Genomic DNA, 16,616 nt, shown 5'->3' on the forward strand with positions numbered 1-16,616 from the left:
GCTACACTTTGCGAAGGATCGTGCGAACCGCACCCGGCCGGGACGACCCAGGTGGGGGTGCGCTGGCGGGCCGCACAGCAGTTTCACCCTGCGCCCGCGAGATCCGGCAGGGGCCTTTGAGTTTTTATGCCAGGGCCCAATCCCGAAAAAACGCACCGCTTCCAGCCTGTATCGCCGCGCGCTTGACGCGTGAAGCATGGCTGGTCGAGCGACGAAAGGACACACGTGACCGATACCGGCACCGCGGCAGGCGCAGACCTCGCCGCCATGAAGCTCCCGGAGCTGCGCAAGCTCGCCGCACAACAGGGTCTCAAAGGCACCTCCGGGCTGCGCAAAGGCGAACTGATCCAGGCGATCACGACCGGCCAGGTCCCGAAGAAGGCGCAGAAGCAGGCGCTTGACGACGACACCTCGTCCCGCCCCGAAAAGCGCAGCGCCAAGGCCGACCAGGCAGACAAGGCCGACAAGCCGGAGCAGGCGGCGGCGCCCGACAAGGCCGAGCAGGGCGACAACAATGGCGACAACCACGCTGAAAACCACGGCGATGACGATTCCCGCGGCGCTTCCCGCTCCGCCGCTCGCCGTGCCCGCCGCAACCGCGCGCGCAACCAGCACGAGGACAACGGGCAGGGCGACGGCCAGGACAACCGGGACCGCCAGGACAACCGGGACAGCAACGACCGCGGCGGCGACAACCGCGACAACCGCGACCGGGACAACCAGGACGGCAATAACGACCGCGGCGGCCGCAACCGCGACAACAACCACCGCGACAACCACGGCAACAACGACGACCACCACGGCGGTGGCCGCCGCGGTCGCCGGGGTCGTCGCAACCGGAACCGCAACCGTGATAACCACGGGAACAATGGCGGCAACAATAACGATCAGCACTTCGATCCGGAGGACCTGCAGGAGGTCGCCGGTATCGCGGACGTGCAGGACAACGGCTCCGCCTTCATCCGCACGACCGGCTACCGTCAGTCCACTTCGGACGTGTACGTGCCGCAGAAGCTTGTCCGCCAGTCGGGTGTGCGCTCCGGCGACGCGGTGACCGGCCAGGTCCGCGCGAACGGCCAGTCGCACCAGCAGGGCAACGGCCGCAACCGCCGTAGTTACAACCAGGTCGTGCGTGTGGACACGATTAACGGCCAGAGCGTCGAGGACGCGCGCGGGCGCAAGGAGTTCCACAAGCTCACCCCGCTGTACCCGAACCGTCGCCTGCGTCTGGAGACGGAGCCGAAGATCCTGACCACGCGCGTGATCGACTTGGTCATGCCGATTGGTAAGGGCCAGCGTGCGCTGATCGTCTCCCCGCCGAAGGCCGGTAAGACGACGATTCTGCAAAACATCGCCAACGCGATCGCGACCAACAACCCGGAGTGCTACCTCATGGTCGTGCTTGTCGACGAGCGCCCCGAGGAAGTCACCGACATGCAGCGCAGCGTCAACGGCGAGGTCATCGCCTCCACGTTCGACCGCCCGCCGTCAGAGCACACCGCGGTCGCCGAGCTCGCCATCGAGCGCGCGAAGCGCCTGGTAGAGATGGGCCAGGACGTCGTCGTTTTGCTCGACTCGATTACCCGTTTGGGCCGCGCGTACAACAACTCCTCGCCGGCGTCGGGCCGCATCTTGTCCGGCGGTGTGGACTCCAACGCGCTCTACCCGCCGAAGCGTTTCCTGGGTGCCGCCCGCAACATCGAGGAGGGCGGTTCGCTGACGATCATCGCCACCGCGATGGTGGAGACGGGCTCCGCCGGCGACACGGTGATCTTCGAGGAGTTCAAGGGCACCGGCAACGCCGAGCTGAAACTCGACCGCAAGATTGCGGAACGTCGCGTGTTCCCGGCTGTGGACGTCAACCCGTCAGGCACCCGCAAGGACGAGCTGCTCATGAGCCCGGAGGAGGCGCGCGTGATGCACAAGCTGCGCCGCATCCTCTCCGCACTTGATCCGCAGCAGTCCATCGACATGCTGATCAAGCAGCTGAAAAAGACGAAGACGAACGGCGAATTCCTCATCGGCGTGGCCAACTCTGCACCGATGGCGCAGACGGAAAACGACGAGGAGGACTACTCCTAATGGCAGAAAAATCGCAGGTCTCGCTTGTCGACGACTACGTTGCCGAATACCAGGGCATCCAGGCTCAGATGGGCGACCCGGAAGTCGCGGGCGACCAGGACCAGTTCCGCAAACTGTCTAAGCGCTACGCCGAGCTGCAGCCGATCATCAACGTCTACAACGACCTGACGCAGGCGCAGGAGGACCACGAGGCGGCCGCGGAGATGGCGAACGAGGATAAAGAGTTTGCCGAGGAAGCAAAGCGTCTCGAGGGCGAAATCGTGCGCCTGGAGGAGGAGCTGGCGGATCTGCTCGCCCCGCGCGACGAGCACGACGGCGACGACATCATCATGGAGCTCAAGGCCGGCGCCGGCGGCGAGGAAGCCGCGCTGTTCGCCGGCGACCTGGCGCGCATGTACCAGAAGTACTGCGAGAAGCACGCCCTGACGTGGGAGGTGCTCGATGTCGCGGAGTCCGACCTCGGCGGTGTCAAGGACATGACCGTGGCGGTCAAGTCCAAGAACCCGTCGCGCGACGGCGCCTGGTCGAAGCTGAAGTTCGAAGGTGGGGTGCACCGCGTGCAGCGCGTGCCGGTCACCGAATCGCAGGGCCGCATCCAGACCTCCGCTGCCGGCGTGTACGTCTTCCCGGAGGCGGACGAGATTGAAAGCGTGAACATCGACGACAAGGACATCCGCGTCGACGTGTACCGCTCCTCGGGCAAGGGCGGCCAGGGCGTGAACACGACCGACTCGGCCGTGCGCATTACGCACCTGCCCACCGGCATCGTCGTGACCTGCCAGAACGAGCGTTCGCAGATCCAGAACCGCGCCCGTGCCATGCAGGTGCTGCAAGCTCGTCTCGATCAACTCGAGCGCGAGAAGCAGGAGGCCGAGGAGGCCGAGGGCCGCGCCTCCCAGGTGCGCACGATGGACCGCTCCGAGCGCATCCGCACCTACAACTGGCCGGAAAACCGTATTTCGGACCACCGCATCAACTTCAAGGCGAACAACCTTGATTCGGTGCTCGACGGCAACATGGACGACCTCATCGGCGCGCTGCAGACGCATGAGCGCCAGGAGCGCCTTGAAGCCGAATAACCTCCGCGACACCATTGCCCGCGCCGCGCAGACCCTTGCCGGCGCGGGCGTTGCGTCGCCCGAGGTCGACGCGCGCCTGCTCGCCGCACACCTCATCGATGTCGGGCCGATGCAGCTCATCTTCACAGACCCGCCCGCGCATTTCGACGACGACTACGCCGCCCTGATCGCCCGCCGCGCGGCCCGCGAGCCGTTGCAGCACATCATCGGCACCGCCCCGTTCGGCGACATCGACCTCGCCGTTGGCCCAGGCGTGTTCATCCCGCGGCCGGAGACTGAGCTGCTCGCCGAGTGGGCGGTGCGCTCGCTTGACGACGAACCCACGCCGACCGTCGTCGACCTCGGCTCCGGCACCGGGGCGCTGGCGATTGCAATTGCGCGAGCGAAACCCGGTGCGACCGTTTTTGCGGTGGAGCGGTCGGCCGACGCGCGGCGCTACCTGGAGGAAAATGTGGCCCGGTACGCGTCGCCGATACGCATTGTCGCGGGTGACATGACCGACCCGGAACTGCTCGCTGAGCTCGACGGGGGCGTGGACCTCGTGGTCACCAACCCGCCGTACGTGCCCGAGACCGGGGACTTGGATGCGGAGGTGTACGCCGACCCGCACGAGGCGGTGTTCTCCGGCGCGGACGGCATGGACGCGATCCGCGGGCTCGTGCCGGTGGCCGCGCGGCTGCTTCGCGACGGCGGCGCGCTGGGGATCGAGCACGACGACACCACCTCTGACACGGTGCAAGACGTGGTCCGCGCCTCCGGGGTGTTCGGTGTGCCTGCCGTGGTCAACGACCTCACCGGCCGGGCCCGGTTTGTCACAGCTAGTAAGCTGGCCCGGTAACTTTCGCGATGATGAAGGAGCGCTATGTCCGCCATCTATGACTGCCTCGACCCGCAGGTGCGCGGCGACGGCGTGCGCGCTGCTGCGGACGCCGTGCGCGCCGGCCGCTGCGTGGTGCTGCCGACTGACACGGTCTACGGCATTGGCTGCGACGCCTTCAACAACGACGCAGTTGCCACACTCCTGGAGACCAAGCGCCGTGGGCCGGACATGCCGGTGCCGGTGCTGGTGGGCAGCTGGGTGACAGTCCAGGGTCTGGTGCGCGAGTTCTCCGACACTGCGAAAACGCTCGTCGAGGCGTTCTGGCCTGGTGGGCTTTCCATCGTCGTACCCGAGGCGCCGAGCCTGCCGTGGAACCTGGGGGATACCCGCGGCACCGTGCTGCTGCGGATGCCGAACCAGCCCCTCGCGCTCGAACTGCTGCAGGAGACCGGACCGATGGCGGTGTCGTCTGCGAACATCTCCGGCAACCCTCCGGCGCAGTCTGCCGCTGACGCGAAGGCGCAGTTCGGCGACGCAGTTGGCATCTACCTCGACGGCGGTCCAGCGACGGTCGGGGAGCCGTCCACAATCATCGACATCTCCAAGCCGAACCCGGTAGTGCTTCGCGAGGGTGCGATCCCGCTCGAGCGCATTGGTGAAGTCTTAAGCCTTGACCCAGAGGCGCTGCGCAGGAAGTAGCGGGGGAGTACACGATGTCCGGAGCCGGCGTGCCGCTTCGCGAGTTAGGCCTGGTCCTGCTCGTCGCTGCGGCAATCACGTACCTCGCCACCGGCGTGGTGCGCTCCGCGCTCGTACGCACCGGGCGGGTGGCGGAGATCCGACAGCGCGACGTGCACACCCAGCCCACCCCCTCGGTCGGCGGGCTGGCGATGTTCACCGGCTTCGCGGGCGCCTACCTGCTCGCGCAGCAACTTCCGGCGCTCACCCGCGGTTTCGCGCCGCTGACGCCCGAGATGACCGCGGTGTTTTTCGGCGGCTTGGCCATTTTGGCGGTAGGCATTGTCGACGACCTCTACGAGCTCGGGGCCCTGACCAAACTATTCGGCCAATTCGCCGCCGCGGCAGTGATGTCCGTGCTCGGCATCGCGTTCACGGTGTTCTACGTCCCCTTCGGCGAGGGCACCACGCTCATCCTGGATCAAATCCAGGGCATGGTCTTGAGCGCGATCTTCACCGTGCTGCTGATCAACGCCGTGAACTTTGTCGACGGCATCGACGGGCTTGCCGCCGGCCTCGGCATGATCGCAGGCACGGCGATTCTGATCTACTCGCTGTCCGTCCTCCACGACCAGGGCGGGGCAGTGTCGGCCTATCCGCCGGCGATCATCTGCGCGCTGCTCGTCGGCATCTGCGCGGGATTTTTGCCGCACAACTTCGAACCAGCGCGCATCTTCATGGGCGACTCCGGCGCCATGCTCATCGGCCTGCTGCTGTCGGCCGCCTCCATTTCCGCGTCCGGCAAGATCAACATGTCGCTCTACGGCGCGGCAGACCTCGTCGCGCTGGTCAGCCCGATCATCGTCGTGCTCGCCGCGATCGCGCTGCCGGTGCTTGACCTAGTGTGGGCCGTGGTGCGCCGCACCGCCCGCGGGCAAAGCCCGTTCCAGGCCGACGCCGGCCACATCCACCACCGCCTCCTCCGACTCGGACACACCCACCGGCGCACCGTGCTCGTGCTCTACATGTGGGTCTCGGCGGTCGCCTTCGGCGCGGTGAGCTTCTCAGTTATCCCGTTCCGTTTCGCGGTGGGCTTCACCCTTGTTGCGTTGGTGACTGCGTTCCTGCTCACGCTCGTTCCTCTAGCCAAGGGCAAGATCGGGCCGACGGGTGCGTCGTCGTCAAGCAAAAGCTCCCGGCCGGTAGGATGACCCAGCATGGAACCGCTCGAAGTCAACGACACCTCGCAGGTAAGCGACCACCGCCAGCCCCTCATCCGCGCACTGAAAGTGGCGGCGATTGCGCTCGTGGTGCTCACCGTCGTCTCGTTGATGGCGTGGGGTGCCGCCCGCGACCTGCCGGGCATCTGGGCGGCGCTGATGGGGGTTGCAGTCGGAGGGACTTTCGTCCTCGCCACCGCCGCGACAGTGCTCGCTACGTCGAATTCGAGCCCAAACACCACCATGGCAGTCGTCCTCGGCGGCTGGCTGATCAAGATGGGCTTGCTCGCCGTCTTTCTCATGTTCATCCGCGGCTTCGACTTCTACGACCACTTTGCGTTTGGCGTGACGACGATCGCGGCACTCGTCGTCGCCCTCGCCGCCGAGACATGGGGTGTCATCACCACCCGAACCACGTACCTGAGCTAACCCGGGTGTGGGGATGCTGTGATAGACCTAACAAACCCCTAGAAACGCGCTAGAGCTGGGTGATTAGTGCCTGACGGGGTGGTGGGGCCTTAAAGCGGGGGGACAAGCACACAGGTGAAACCCACATTCCCAAGGTGGCCTGTTAGGATATCCGCTGGGTTTGTTCCAGGTCGATCTCACCCCTCATACGCAGGGCAAACCGGCCGGGGAACGACATCCCCTGCCCCCGCGGAAGCAGATGTGCGACGGAGTCCGCCGCGGAGGCAGCCTTGTTGAAGACGTCCATCGCACCGCCCTCCGGACACCCGGGGAGCGGCCCGAGAACGGGAGAGAACGCTGAGCGTTACGACTTTGGCCATGAAGGGTGAATTCCACGCACCTTCGCTTGGTCCAGAATTTTTCCCGGGGCAAACGTACGGCCAGATCATTGGCGAAGACTTCGCCAATGGGTGGTTCGCACTGGACCGCATCATGATCGTCCGCCTGTTCATCGCGGCGATTCTGGTGCTCCTCTTTGTTATCGCCTTTAGGAACCCCAAGCTGGTTCCGAAGGGCCTGCAGAATTTCGCCGAGATCGGCGTCGACTTCGTCCGCGTCAACATTGCGGAGGACACCCTGGGCAAGAAGGACGGCAAGCGGTTCCTGCCGCTGCTTTGCACCATCTTCTTCTCCATCTTGTTCATGAATGCGGCGACGATCATCCCGGGCCTCAACATCTCGCCTAACGCACGTATCGGCATGCCGGTCGTGCTGGCTGTTGCGGCCTACATCGCGATGATCTACGCAGGCGTCAAGCGTTACGGCGCCGCGTACTTCAAGCACTCGACCGTCATCCCCGGCCTGCCGCCGGCGCTCCACCTTCTGGTGGTGCCGATCGAGTTCTTCTCGACGTTCATTCTGCGTCCGGTCACCCTGGCACTTCGTCTTATGGCGAACTTCCTGGCCGGCCACATCATTCTCGTCCTGCTGTACTCCGCCACGAACTTCTTCTTCTGGCAGCTCAACGCATGGACGGCAGTGAGTGGCCTGACCCTTATCGCAGCGCTGCTGTTCACCGCGTACGAGTTGATCATCATCTTCCTGCAGGCGTACATCTTCGCCCTGCTGACCGCGGTGTACATCGAGCTGTCGCTGCACGCGGATGCGCACTAACAAAGCGCGACCACACGGCCAACTAAATAACCCCAACATTTGTCACAAGTTCTCCCGCGGCGCGCGGGGGAACGCCTAGAAAGGGAACGACTTTCACATGAACGACATCATTCTTGCTCAGGCAGCGGAGACCGTGAACCGCTACGAGGGTCTCGGCACCATCGGCTACGGCCTCGCAACCATCGGCCCGGGCCTCGGCATCGGCATCCTCGTCGGCAAGACCGTCGAGGGCATGGCTCGTCAGCCGGAGATGGCAGGCCAGCTCCGCACCACCATGTTCCTGGGTATCGCCTTCGTTGAGGCGCTGGCCCTGATCGGCCTCGTTGCCGGCTTCCTGTTCTAAAAACGAGAACGAGTAACCCGTCCATTTTTTAGATCAGGAGCAACCAATGACTAACGTCACTGCATTCCTCGTAGCCGCAGAAGGCTCCGAGAAGCTGCCGCTCGAGAATGAACCTTCCATTCTCGTCCCGGCCGCGTACGACGTGGTTTGGTCTCTTGTCGTATTCATCATCGTCGGCCTGCTTTTCTGGAAGTTCGTTATTCCGAAGTTCCAGGATGTGCTGGCGGAGCGCGAAGACCGAATCAAGGGCGGCATCGAGCGTGCTGAGGTCGCCCAGAAGGAAGCCAAGGCTGCCCTGGAGAAGAACAACGCCGAGCTTGCGGAGGCGCGCCACGAGGCCGCCGAGATCCGCGAGGCTGCGCGTGCCCGCGGCAAGGAAATCGAGGCTGAGTCCCGTGCCCGCGCCGAGGAGGAGGCCCGCCGCATCCTCGAGGCAGGCGAGAAACAACTGCAGGCAGCTCGCGACCAGGTTGTCGCCGAACTGCGCAACGAGATGGGCCAGAACTCCATTTCGCTGGCAGAGCGTCTGCTTGGCACTGAGCTGTCGGATTCGACCCGCCGCTCGAACACGATCGACGAGTTCATCTCCGAGCTCGATTCCGTCTCGACGAGAAAGTAGGCGAGATGAAGGCAGCTAGTCGCGAAGCACAGTCGCACGTCACCGGTCAGCTCGATTCGCTGATCGGCAGCGCCGACAACGCAGTCGCCACCGCCGCGCAGATCGGCACAGAGTTGTTCCTCACCGTGGACCAGCTCGACGCCGAGCGTGCACTGCGCGTGGCTGTCGCCGACGCGTCGCTTGAAGCCGACCAGCGAGTCGGCATTATCAAGGACGTCTTCGGTGGCAAGGTAGCGGAGCCCACCTTGGACATCCTTTCCGCCGCAGCGAGGCAGGAGTGGTCCAGCCCGCGCGAATTCCGCGCCGGTCTGGTCAACCTGGGCCGCCATGCGTTGGAGAAGGGCGCCGAGGCGCAGGGCCAATTGGAGCAGGTCGAAGACGAGCTGTACCAACTGTCGATCCTCCTGGACAAGGAGCAGGAGCTCACCCAGCTCCTGTCCGACCGCACCGCAACCGCAGCACAGAAGCGCGGACTGCTGGCTAGCGTGATTTACGGCAAGGTGACGATGTTCACCGAGGCTCTGGCCCTGCAGGTCATCGGCCGCCCGCAGCACAACCCCGTCGACGACCTTGCGGCACTGTCCGAGGGCGTCGCGGAGCTGCGCGGCAAGACGGTCGCACGTGTGGCCACCGCTGAGTCGCTTAACGACGACCAGCGCGGCGCACTGGCCCGCAAACTGGAGCAGATTTACGGCCGCGAGATCGCCATCCACTCTGAGGTTGACCCCAGCCTCCTCGGCGGAATGGTGGTTCGTGTGGGCGATGAAGTCATCGACGGCTCGACGCGCGGCAAGCTCGCGCGTCTGCGCACCGAAGTGGCGGCCCAGGCGGCTAATTAACACAGAAATATGCTGGATAAAACTACCGAGAGCAGGAAGAACATGGCGGAGCTGACGATCTCCTCCGATGAGATCCGTAGCGCGATAGCGAACTACACCTCGAGCTACTCTGCGGAGGCCTCCCGTGAGGAGGTCGGCGTGGTGACTTCGGCCGCGGACGGCATTGCCCAGGTCTCTGGGCTGCCGGGCTGCATGACGAACGAGCTGCTCGAGTTCCCCAACGGCGTCATCGGCGTCGCCCAGAACCTTGAGACCGATTCCATCGGTGTCGTGGTGCTGGGTAACTTCGAGACCCTTTCCGAGGGCGACGAAGTCAAGCGGACCGGCGAGGTCCTCTCCATCCCGGTCGGCGAGAACTTCCTCGGCCGCGTGATCAACCCCCTTGGCCAGCCGATCGACGGACTGGGCCAGATTGAGTCCGACGAAGAGCGTGCCCTGGAGCTCCAGGCCGCAGGCGTGCTCGACCGCCAGCCGGTCGAGGAGCCGCTGCAGACGGGTATGAAGGCGATTGACGCCATGACCCCGATCGGCCGCGGCCAGCGCCAGCTCGTCATCGGCGACCGCAAGACCGGTAAGACCGCGGTCTGCATCGACACCATTTTGAACCAGAAGGAGTTCTGGGAGACCGGCGATCCGTCGAGGCAGGTGCGCTGCATCTACGTCGCCGTCGGCCAGAAGGGCTCCACCATCGCTGGCGTTCGCCAGACGCTGGAGGAGGCCGGTGCCTTGGAGTACACCACCATCGTGGCTGCTCCGGCGTCCGACTCCGCAGGCTTCAAGTGGCTCGCACCGTTCTCCGGTGCAGCACTGGGCCAGCACTGGATGTACCAGGGCAAGCACGTCCTGGTCATTTACGACGACCTGACCAAGCAGGCTGAGGCGTACCGCGCGATCTCGCTGCTGCTGCGCCGCCCGCCGGGGCGCGAGGCGTACCCGGGCGACGTGTTCTACCTGCACTCCCGCCTGTTGGAGCGCGCCGCGAAGCTCAACGACGAGCTCGGTGCCGGCTCCCTGACCGCGTTGCCGATCATCGAGACCAAGGCGAACGACGTCGGTGCCTTCATTCCGACGAACGTCATCTCGATTACCGACGGCCAGGTCTTCCTCCAGTCCGACCTGTTCAACCAGGGCGTGCGCCCGGCTATCGACGTGGGTATCTCCGTGTCCCGTGTCGGTGGTGCCGCACAGACCAAGGGCATGAAGAAGGTTGCCGGTAACCTCCGTCTCGACTTGGCCGCGTACCGCGACCTCGAGGCGTTCGCGGCCTTTGCTTCCGACCTCGACGCAGCTTCCAAGAAGCAGCTCGAGCGCGGTCAGCGCCTGGTCGAGCTGCTGAAGCAGGCCGAGCACGCGCCGCAGCCGGTCGAGTTCCAGATCATCTCGATCTGGTCCGCGAACGAGGGCCTCTTCGACGTCGTTCCCGTCGAGGATGTTCGTCGCTACGAAAGCGAGCTGCACGAGGCCATCCGCGCCAACGCACCGCAGGTCTACGACCAGATCTCCGGTGGCAAGCCGCTTGACGACGAGTCGCAGGAGACCATCCGCCGCATCAACGGCGAGCTGGCGCGCAACTTCGAGGCGTCCTCCGGCGAGCGCATCGTCCGCGAGCCGGAGCACGAGCCGCTCGATGCCGGCGAAGTCAGCCGCAACCAGCTCAACGTCAGCCGCTCCTAAGACCGCGCAGGTTCAAGGACTACTAGTTAAGGAAGGGAGGAAACACCATGGCAACGCTTCGCGAATTGCGTGACCGCATCAGGTCCGTCAACTCCACGAAGAAAATCACCAAGGCCCAGGAACTGATCGCCACCGCGCAGATCACCAAGGCCCAGCAGCGCGTCGAAGCGGCGAAGCCGTACGCCGACGAGCTCAAAGACGTCATGGAACGCCTCGCGGCCGCGAGCTCCCTGGCCCACCCCATGCTCCACCAGCGTGAGAACGGCCGGGTCGCGGCAATCCTCGTGGTCACCTCCGACCGCGGTATGGCCGGCGGCTACAACCACAACGTGCTGAAGAAGGCCGCGCAGCTTGAGCGCATGCTTTCCGACGCAGGCTACGAGGTGGTGCGCCTCGTCACCGGTAACAAGGGCGTGACGCACTACAGGTTCCGCGACATGGATGTCGCCGGATCGTGGACCGGATTCTCGCAACAGCCGGCCTGGGAGGACACGCACGACGTGCGCCACCAGATCATCGACGGCTACATGGCGGGCTCCGAGGGCACGTTCCAGCGCCGTGAAGACGGCGAAAAGGGCGAGGCCGTCCGTGGCTTCGACGTCGTCCACGTCGTCTACACCGAGTTCATTTCCATGCTGTCCCAGGAGGCCCGCGTCGAGCAGCTGCTGCCGATCGAGCCGGTCCTGGACGAGTTCAAGTACGAGCAGGATTCCATGCTCGCCACCTCTGGCGACGTGCTGCCGGACATGAACTTCGAGCCGGACCCGGACACGCTCATGGAGGAGCTGCTTCCGGTGTACGTTTCCAGGTTGCTCTACTCGATCTTCCTGGAGGCGGCTGCCGCCGAGTCGGCTTCGCGCCGCACGGCAATGAAGAATGCGACCGATAACGCCACCGAACTGGCCAACGATTTGTCCCGCGAGGCAAACCAGGCTCGTCAGGCAAAGATCACCCAGGAAATCACCGAGATTATCGGCGGCGCTGGCGCGCTGTCCGGTAGTGGAGAAAGTGACTAAATCATGACTACTGCTCACTCTTTTGATGAGCGCAACGACGATCTGGCGGGTGCGGCGCTTCCTGAGTCCGACACCCAGACCGCAGATCGGGTCGAGAACACTCAGAACCCGCGCGGTTCCGAGAACGGCCGTGTCGTGCGCGTCATTGGCGCAGTCGTCGACGTGGAGTTCCCGCGTGGCGAGCTGCCCGCTCTGTACAACGCTCTCGAGGTCGACATCGACCTCGGCGAGATGTCCCGCACCATCGTGCTCGAGGTTGCCCAGTTCCTGGGCGACAACCTCGTGCGCACCATCGCCATGGCCCCGACCGACGGTCTGGTCCGCGGCGCCAAGGTGGCGGACTCCGGCAACCCGATCTCCGTCCCGGTCGGCGACCAGGTCAAGGGCCACGTGTTCAACGCGCTCGGCCAGTGCCTGGACGATCCGTCCGTCGGCGAGACCGGCGAGCGCTGGGGCATCCACCGCGAGCCGCCGGCCTTCAAGGACCTTGAGGGCAAGACCGAGATTCTCGAGACCGGTATTAAGGTCATCGACCTGCTCACCCCGTACGTCAAGGGCGGAAAGATCGGCCTGTTCGGCGGCGCTGGTGTGGGCAAGACCGTGCTGATCCAGGAGATGATTACGCGTATCGCACGCGAGTTCTCCGGTACCTCGGTCTTCGCCGGCGTCGGCGAGCGCACCCGTGAGGGCACCGACCTGTTCCTCGAGATGGAGGACATGGGCGTGCTTCCGGATACCGCGCTTGTCTTTGGCCAGATGGATGAGCCGCCAGGGGTCCGTATGCGCGTGGCCCTGTCCGGCCTGACCATGGCGGAGTACTTCCGCGATGTGCAGAACCAGGACGTGCTGCTGTTCATCGACAACATCTTCCGTTTCACCCAGGCAGGTTCCGAGGTGTCCACGCTGCTCGGCCGTATGCCGTCCGCCGTGGGCTACCAGCCGACGCTTGCCGACGAGATGGGTGTGCTCCAAGAGCGCATTACCTCGACCAAGGGCCGTTCGATTACGTCTCTGCAGGCCGTCTACGTGCCGGCGGACGACTACACCGACCCGGCTCCGGCAACTACCTTCGCCCACCTCGATGCGACCACCGAGCTCTCCCGCTCGATCGCGTCGAAGGGCATCTACCCGGCAGTGGATCCGCTGACCTCGACGTCGCGCATCCTGGAGCCGGGCATCGTCGGCGAGCGCCACTACGCGGTTGCGCAGAAGGTGATCGGCATCCTGCAGAAGAACAAGGAGCTGCAGGACATCATCGCCATTCTGGGTATGGACGAGCTCTCCGAGGAAGACAAGATCACCGTGCAGCGCGCACGTAAGATTCAGCGCTTCCTGGGCCAGAACTTCTTCGTCGCAAAGAAGTTCACCGGCGACGAGGGTTCCTACGTCCCGCTCGAGGAGACCATCGACGCATTCGACCGTCTCTGCGAGGGCGAGTTCGACCACTACCCGGAGCAGGCCTTCAACGGTCTCGGCGGTCTGGACGACGTCGAGGCTGCGTACAAGAAGCTGCAGGCGTAGGAGGAAACCATGGCTGAACTTACCGCTCAACTGGTCGCGGTTGACCGCATGCTCTGGAAGGGCCAGGCAAGCATCGTCACCGCCCAGACCACGGAGGGTGAGATCGGCATCCTTCCTGGGCACGAGCCGCTCTTGGGGCAACTCAAGGACAACGGCGTGGTCACCATCCGCCCGGTCGACGGCGAGCGCATCGTCGCGGCCGTACAGGGCGGGTTCCTCTCCGTTGTCGGCGACAAGGTGACGGTCCTCGCGGACTACGCCATCTTCGCCGACGAGATCGACTCCGAGGTTGCGAAGTCGAATCTCGACAACGAGGACCGGGTCTTGCAGGCCCGCTCGGAGGCGGAGCTTGCGGCGGTGCGCCGCAACGAGCAGAAGTAGCTGCGCCGAGGAAGGCGTAAACGCCGACCTGACCGAGCGCCCCCGACCGGAGACAATCCGGGCGGGGGCGCTTTTCTATGCGTTAAGATAGCCCTTATTACACGCTGTTTGGAGGTTGTGATGGTCGTCGTTCTCGTCGTGGCTGCGGTTGTTGTGGTCGCGTTGGGGGCGTCTGCGGCGTGGCGGTTTAGCCGGGTGCGCGGCAGCGGTGCGCGCGCAATGGTCCGGTGCCTTCCGGCGGACGGCATTCACGGATGGCGCCACGGGGTGTTGCGGTACGACGGGGAGCGTTTGCTGTTTTACAAGCTGCGCTCCCTGTCGTTTACACACGACATGGTGGTGGACCGGCGCGTGCTCGAGTGCACCGGGTTCCGCGACGTCACAGGCGAAGAGCGCGAGTTCATCCCCGACGACATCGCGCACGTGCTCGAGGTGAAGGCGCCGGATGGGGGATTGGAGTTCGCCGCCGATCGCCGTACGGAGATGGGGTTGGTGTCGTGGATTGAATCGGCGCCGGACGCGCGTGCAGAGCGCACCGATATCCGTGCGCTGGCGCAGAGGGCACAGCGGGAGACTGACCGCTAGCGGGCAAGGGGTCGTCGGTACGCTAGGGCGCATGCGTCTTGTCATCGCCCGTTGCTCTGTCGACTACGTGGGCCGTTTGGATGCCCACTTGCCTGAAGCGCTGCGCCTCATCCTGGTCAAGGCGGACGGTTCAGTGTCCGTCCATGCCGACGACCGCGCGTACAAGCCGTTGAACTGGATGACCCCGCCGTGCACGATCCGTGTGGAAAACGTCGTCGACGTCGACGGGGAGGACACCGGCGAGGAGTTGTGGATCGTCGAAAATCCGAAGGGCGAACAGCTGCGAATCTCGATCGCGGAAGTGCTTCTCGACGAAACCCGCGAGCTCGGCGAAGACCCCGGCCTGGTTAAAGACGGTGTGGAATCCCACCTGCAGGAACTGCTCGCCGAGCACATCTCCACCCTCGGCGAGGGCGTCGAACTGGTGCGCCGCGAATACCCGACCGCGATCGGCCCGGTGGACATCTTGGCGCGCGACCCGCGCGGCGGCACCGTCGCCGTGGAGGTGAAACGCCGCGGCGGTATCGACGGCGTGGAGCAGCTCACGCGCTACGTCGAGCTGCTCAACCGCGACGAGCTGCTGCGGCCGGTGCGCGGAGTGTTCGCCGCACAGGAGATCAAGCCGCAGGCCCGCACGTTGGCCACCGACCGCGGCTTCGAGTGCGTAACCCTCGACTACGACGAGCTGCGCGGCATCGAGTCGACCGAGTTGCGCCTGTTCTAATGCCGCGCAGGAATCGCCGTCAACACCAGTCGCCACGCTACGTTCTCCCGCGCGACGGGTCGACGTTTATCGGCACCCAGGAAATGGAGGGCCCTTCCTGGACCAACGGGGAGATCTTCAAGGTCCGCCAGATCGGCTCAGCCGCGGCGACGAAGTTCTACGTCTGCCCGGGGTGCAACCAGAACATCCCGCCGGGTGTGGCGCACATTGTGGCGTGGCCGAAGGACACCGGCAGGGGTGTCGATGACCGGAGGCACTGGCATAAGCATTGCTGGTCTCGTCGTTAAGCACGCGTAGACTGGCGGGCATGATTGCAGCGTTCTCGGTCGCACCGACCATGACGGAAAATGCCAACGCGGAGATGTCCGACATCGTCGCACGCGCCGTGAAGGTGGTGCGCGAATCCGGCTTGCCGCACGAGACGACGGCGATGTTTACCACCATCGAGGGCGAGTGGGACGAGGTCATGGACGTGATCAAGCGCGCCACCCAAGCCGTCGAGGAGGTCTCGCCGCGCGTGTCGCTGGTGGTCAAGGCGGATATCCGACCCGGCTACGAGAACATGCTGGAGCAGAAAGTTCAGTCCCTGGAAAAGCACCTGGAGGCCTAGATGACCAATCCGCAGTTCACCGGCGGCGCGATCGATTTGGGCGCGCTCGCCCGCGAGCCCGAAACCGGCGACTTCGAGCCGTTTGTCACCGTCGACGCCACTAACGTCGAGGCGAAGGCGTTCGAGCGTTCCCAGCAGGTCCCCGTGATTTTGATGGTGGGCACTTCGCGTTCCGACGACTCCGAGGCCCTCAAGGCCACCTTCCAGCGCCTCGCCGCGGGGCAGCGCTCGTTCATGGTCGCCTACGTCGACGCGGACGCCACCCCGCAGGTCGCGCAGATGCTCGGCGTGCGCGTCCTGCCGACCGTTGTCGCGCTCGCGGCCGGCCGCCCCGTGGCTAACTTCGAGGGCAACCAGCCGGCCGACCAGTTGGAGCAGTGGGTCGGTCAAATTGTGTCGCAGTTGGGCGGCCAATTGCAGGGGCTTGCCGACGATTCCTCCGAGCCCGCCGAGGACCCACGCCTCGACGAGGCCACCGAGGCGCTCAACGCCGGCGACTTCGACAAAGCGATCTCGCTTTACGACGACATCCTCGCCTCCGATCCCACCAACGCCGATGTGAAGCAGGCGAAGAACACCGTCGCCGTGCTCAAGCGCTTGAACACGCAGGGCGACGAGGCGGACGAGGTGGAGCAAAAGCTGCTCGCCGCCGACGCCCAGTTCGTCGGCGGGGACCCGGAAGGCGCGTTCGACGCGTTGCTTGCTCTGGTGAAAACGGAGCCGCGCGCGAAGGATCGTTTACTCGAGTTGCTCACTCTGTTGGCGCCCGACGACCCGCGCGTGATTTCCGCGCGCACGAGGCTCGCTAGCTCGCTGTTTTAGAGTTATCCACAGGGTGCGAAAC

Annotated in this window: 19 protein-coding genes; all 19 read left to right on the top strand. The window is 65.0% G+C overall.

Features of this window, described 5'->3' with window-relative positions; genetic code table 11:
• The first annotated feature begins 225 nt into the window (after window positions 1–225).
• Window positions 226–2,082, top strand: a complete 1,857-nt coding sequence (gene rho, locus IAU68_RS04880; RefSeq protein ID WP_186337529.1) for a transcription termination factor Rho — start codon at window positions 226–228, stop codon at window positions 2,080–2,082.
• Window positions 2,082–3,161: a peptide chain release factor 1 gene (gene prfA / locus IAU68_RS04885; RefSeq protein ID WP_171193467.1), complete on the top strand. Its 1,080-nt coding sequence runs from the start codon at window positions 2,082–2,084 to the stop codon at window positions 3,159–3,161. Before rho ends, prfA begins: the two co-directional genes overlap by 1 nt.
• The gene (gene prmC, locus IAU68_RS04890) at window positions 3,130–3,999 is read left to right on the top strand and encodes a peptide chain release factor N(5)-glutamine methyltransferase (RefSeq protein WP_171193466.1); all 870 of its coding nucleotides are present in this window, start codon (window positions 3,130–3,132) and stop codon (window positions 3,997–3,999) included. The genes prfA and prmC overlap by 32 nt, the downstream gene beginning before the upstream one ends.
• Window positions 4,000–4,023: 24 nt before the next feature.
• Window positions 4,024–4,680, top strand: coding sequence for an L-threonylcarbamoyladenylate synthase (locus IAU68_RS04895; RefSeq protein WP_171193465.1), 657 nt, complete (start codon window positions 4,024–4,026; stop codon window positions 4,678–4,680).
• Window positions 4,681–4,694: 14 nt separating this feature from the next.
• A complete protein-coding gene (locus IAU68_RS04900; RefSeq protein WP_171193464.1) occupies window positions 4,695–5,870 on the top strand; it encodes a glycosyltransferase family 4 protein in 1,176 nt (391 codons plus the stop codon).
• Window positions 5,871–5,876: 6 nt separating this feature from the next.
• Window positions 5,877–6,308, top strand: coding sequence for a hypothetical protein (locus IAU68_RS04905; protein WP_171193463.1), 432 nt, complete (start codon window positions 5,877–5,879; stop codon window positions 6,306–6,308).
• A gap of 357 nt (window positions 6,309–6,665) precedes the next feature.
• The gene (atpB, locus tag IAU68_RS04910) at window positions 6,666–7,460 is read left to right on the top strand and encodes a F0F1 ATP synthase subunit A (RefSeq protein WP_171193462.1); all 795 of its coding nucleotides are present in this window, start codon (window positions 6,666–6,668) and stop codon (window positions 7,458–7,460) included.
• A 97-nt stretch (window positions 7,461–7,557) separates the two neighbouring features.
• Window positions 7,558–7,803 carry an ATP synthase F0 subunit C gene (locus tag IAU68_RS04915; protein ID WP_042406503.1) on the top strand — a complete coding sequence of 82 codons (246 nt, stop codon included), beginning with the start codon at window positions 7,558–7,560 and terminating at the stop codon, window positions 7,801–7,803.
• A gap of 46 nt (window positions 7,804–7,849) precedes the next feature.
• On the top strand, window positions 7,850–8,422 hold the full coding sequence (locus tag IAU68_RS04920) for a F0F1 ATP synthase subunit B (protein ID WP_171193461.1): 573 nt from the start codon (window positions 7,850–7,852) through the stop codon (window positions 8,420–8,422).
• Between the two features lie 5 nt (window positions 8,423–8,427).
• Entirely contained in the window at window positions 8,428–9,261 is an 834-nt protein-coding gene (locus IAU68_RS04925) for a F0F1 ATP synthase subunit delta (RefSeq protein ID WP_171193460.1), read from the top strand.
• Between the two features lie 9 nt (window positions 9,262–9,270).
• Window positions 9,271–10,935, top strand: coding sequence for a F0F1 ATP synthase subunit alpha (atpA, locus tag IAU68_RS04930; protein ID WP_171193459.1), 1,665 nt, complete (start codon window positions 9,271–9,273; stop codon window positions 10,933–10,935).
• A 47-nt stretch (window positions 10,936–10,982) separates the two neighbouring features.
• Window positions 10,983–11,951 carry a F0F1 ATP synthase subunit gamma gene (locus IAU68_RS04935; RefSeq protein WP_171193458.1) on the top strand — a complete coding sequence of 323 codons (969 nt, stop codon included), beginning with the start codon at window positions 10,983–10,985 and terminating at the stop codon, window positions 11,949–11,951.
• Window positions 11,952–11,954: 3 nt separating this feature from the next.
• Window positions 11,955–13,472 (top strand): F0F1 ATP synthase subunit beta, encoded by a 1,518-nt coding sequence (gene atpD / locus IAU68_RS04940; protein WP_231699101.1) that lies wholly within the window; start codon window positions 11,955–11,957, stop codon window positions 13,470–13,472.
• Between the two features lie 9 nt (window positions 13,473–13,481).
• A complete protein-coding gene (locus IAU68_RS04945) occupies window positions 13,482–13,853 on the top strand; it encodes a F0F1 ATP synthase subunit epsilon (RefSeq protein WP_171193457.1) in 372 nt (123 codons plus the stop codon).
• Between the two features lie 120 nt (window positions 13,854–13,973).
• A complete protein-coding gene (locus IAU68_RS04950) occupies window positions 13,974–14,438 on the top strand; it encodes a DUF2550 domain-containing protein (protein WP_171193456.1) in 465 nt (154 codons plus the stop codon).
• Between the two features lie 31 nt (window positions 14,439–14,469).
• Complete coding sequence (nucS, locus tag IAU68_RS04955; RefSeq protein WP_171193455.1) at window positions 14,470–15,162, top strand: endonuclease NucS; 693 nt, start codon at window positions 14,470–14,472, stop codon at window positions 15,160–15,162.
• Window positions 15,162–15,449, top strand: a complete 288-nt coding sequence (locus IAU68_RS04960; protein ID WP_171193454.1) for a hypothetical protein — start codon at window positions 15,162–15,164, stop codon at window positions 15,447–15,449. The genes nucS and IAU68_RS04960 overlap by 1 nt, the downstream gene beginning before the upstream one ends.
• Window positions 15,450–15,469: 20 nt before the next feature.
• Window positions 15,470–15,772 carry an MTH1187 family thiamine-binding protein gene (locus tag IAU68_RS04965; protein WP_171193453.1) on the top strand — a complete coding sequence of 101 codons (303 nt, stop codon included), beginning with the start codon at window positions 15,470–15,472 and terminating at the stop codon, window positions 15,770–15,772.
• Complete coding sequence (locus IAU68_RS04970; RefSeq protein ID WP_171193452.1) at window positions 15,773–16,594, top strand: tetratricopeptide repeat protein; 822 nt, start codon at window positions 15,773–15,775, stop codon at window positions 16,592–16,594. It begins immediately after the preceding gene.
• Window positions 16,595–16,616 lie beyond the last annotated feature (22 nt).

It is taken from the genome of Corynebacterium lujinxingii (genome assembly GCF_014490555.1).
In the GTDB taxonomy this organism is placed as follows: Bacteria; Actinomycetota; Actinomycetes; order Mycobacteriales; family Mycobacteriaceae; genus Corynebacterium; species Corynebacterium lujinxingii.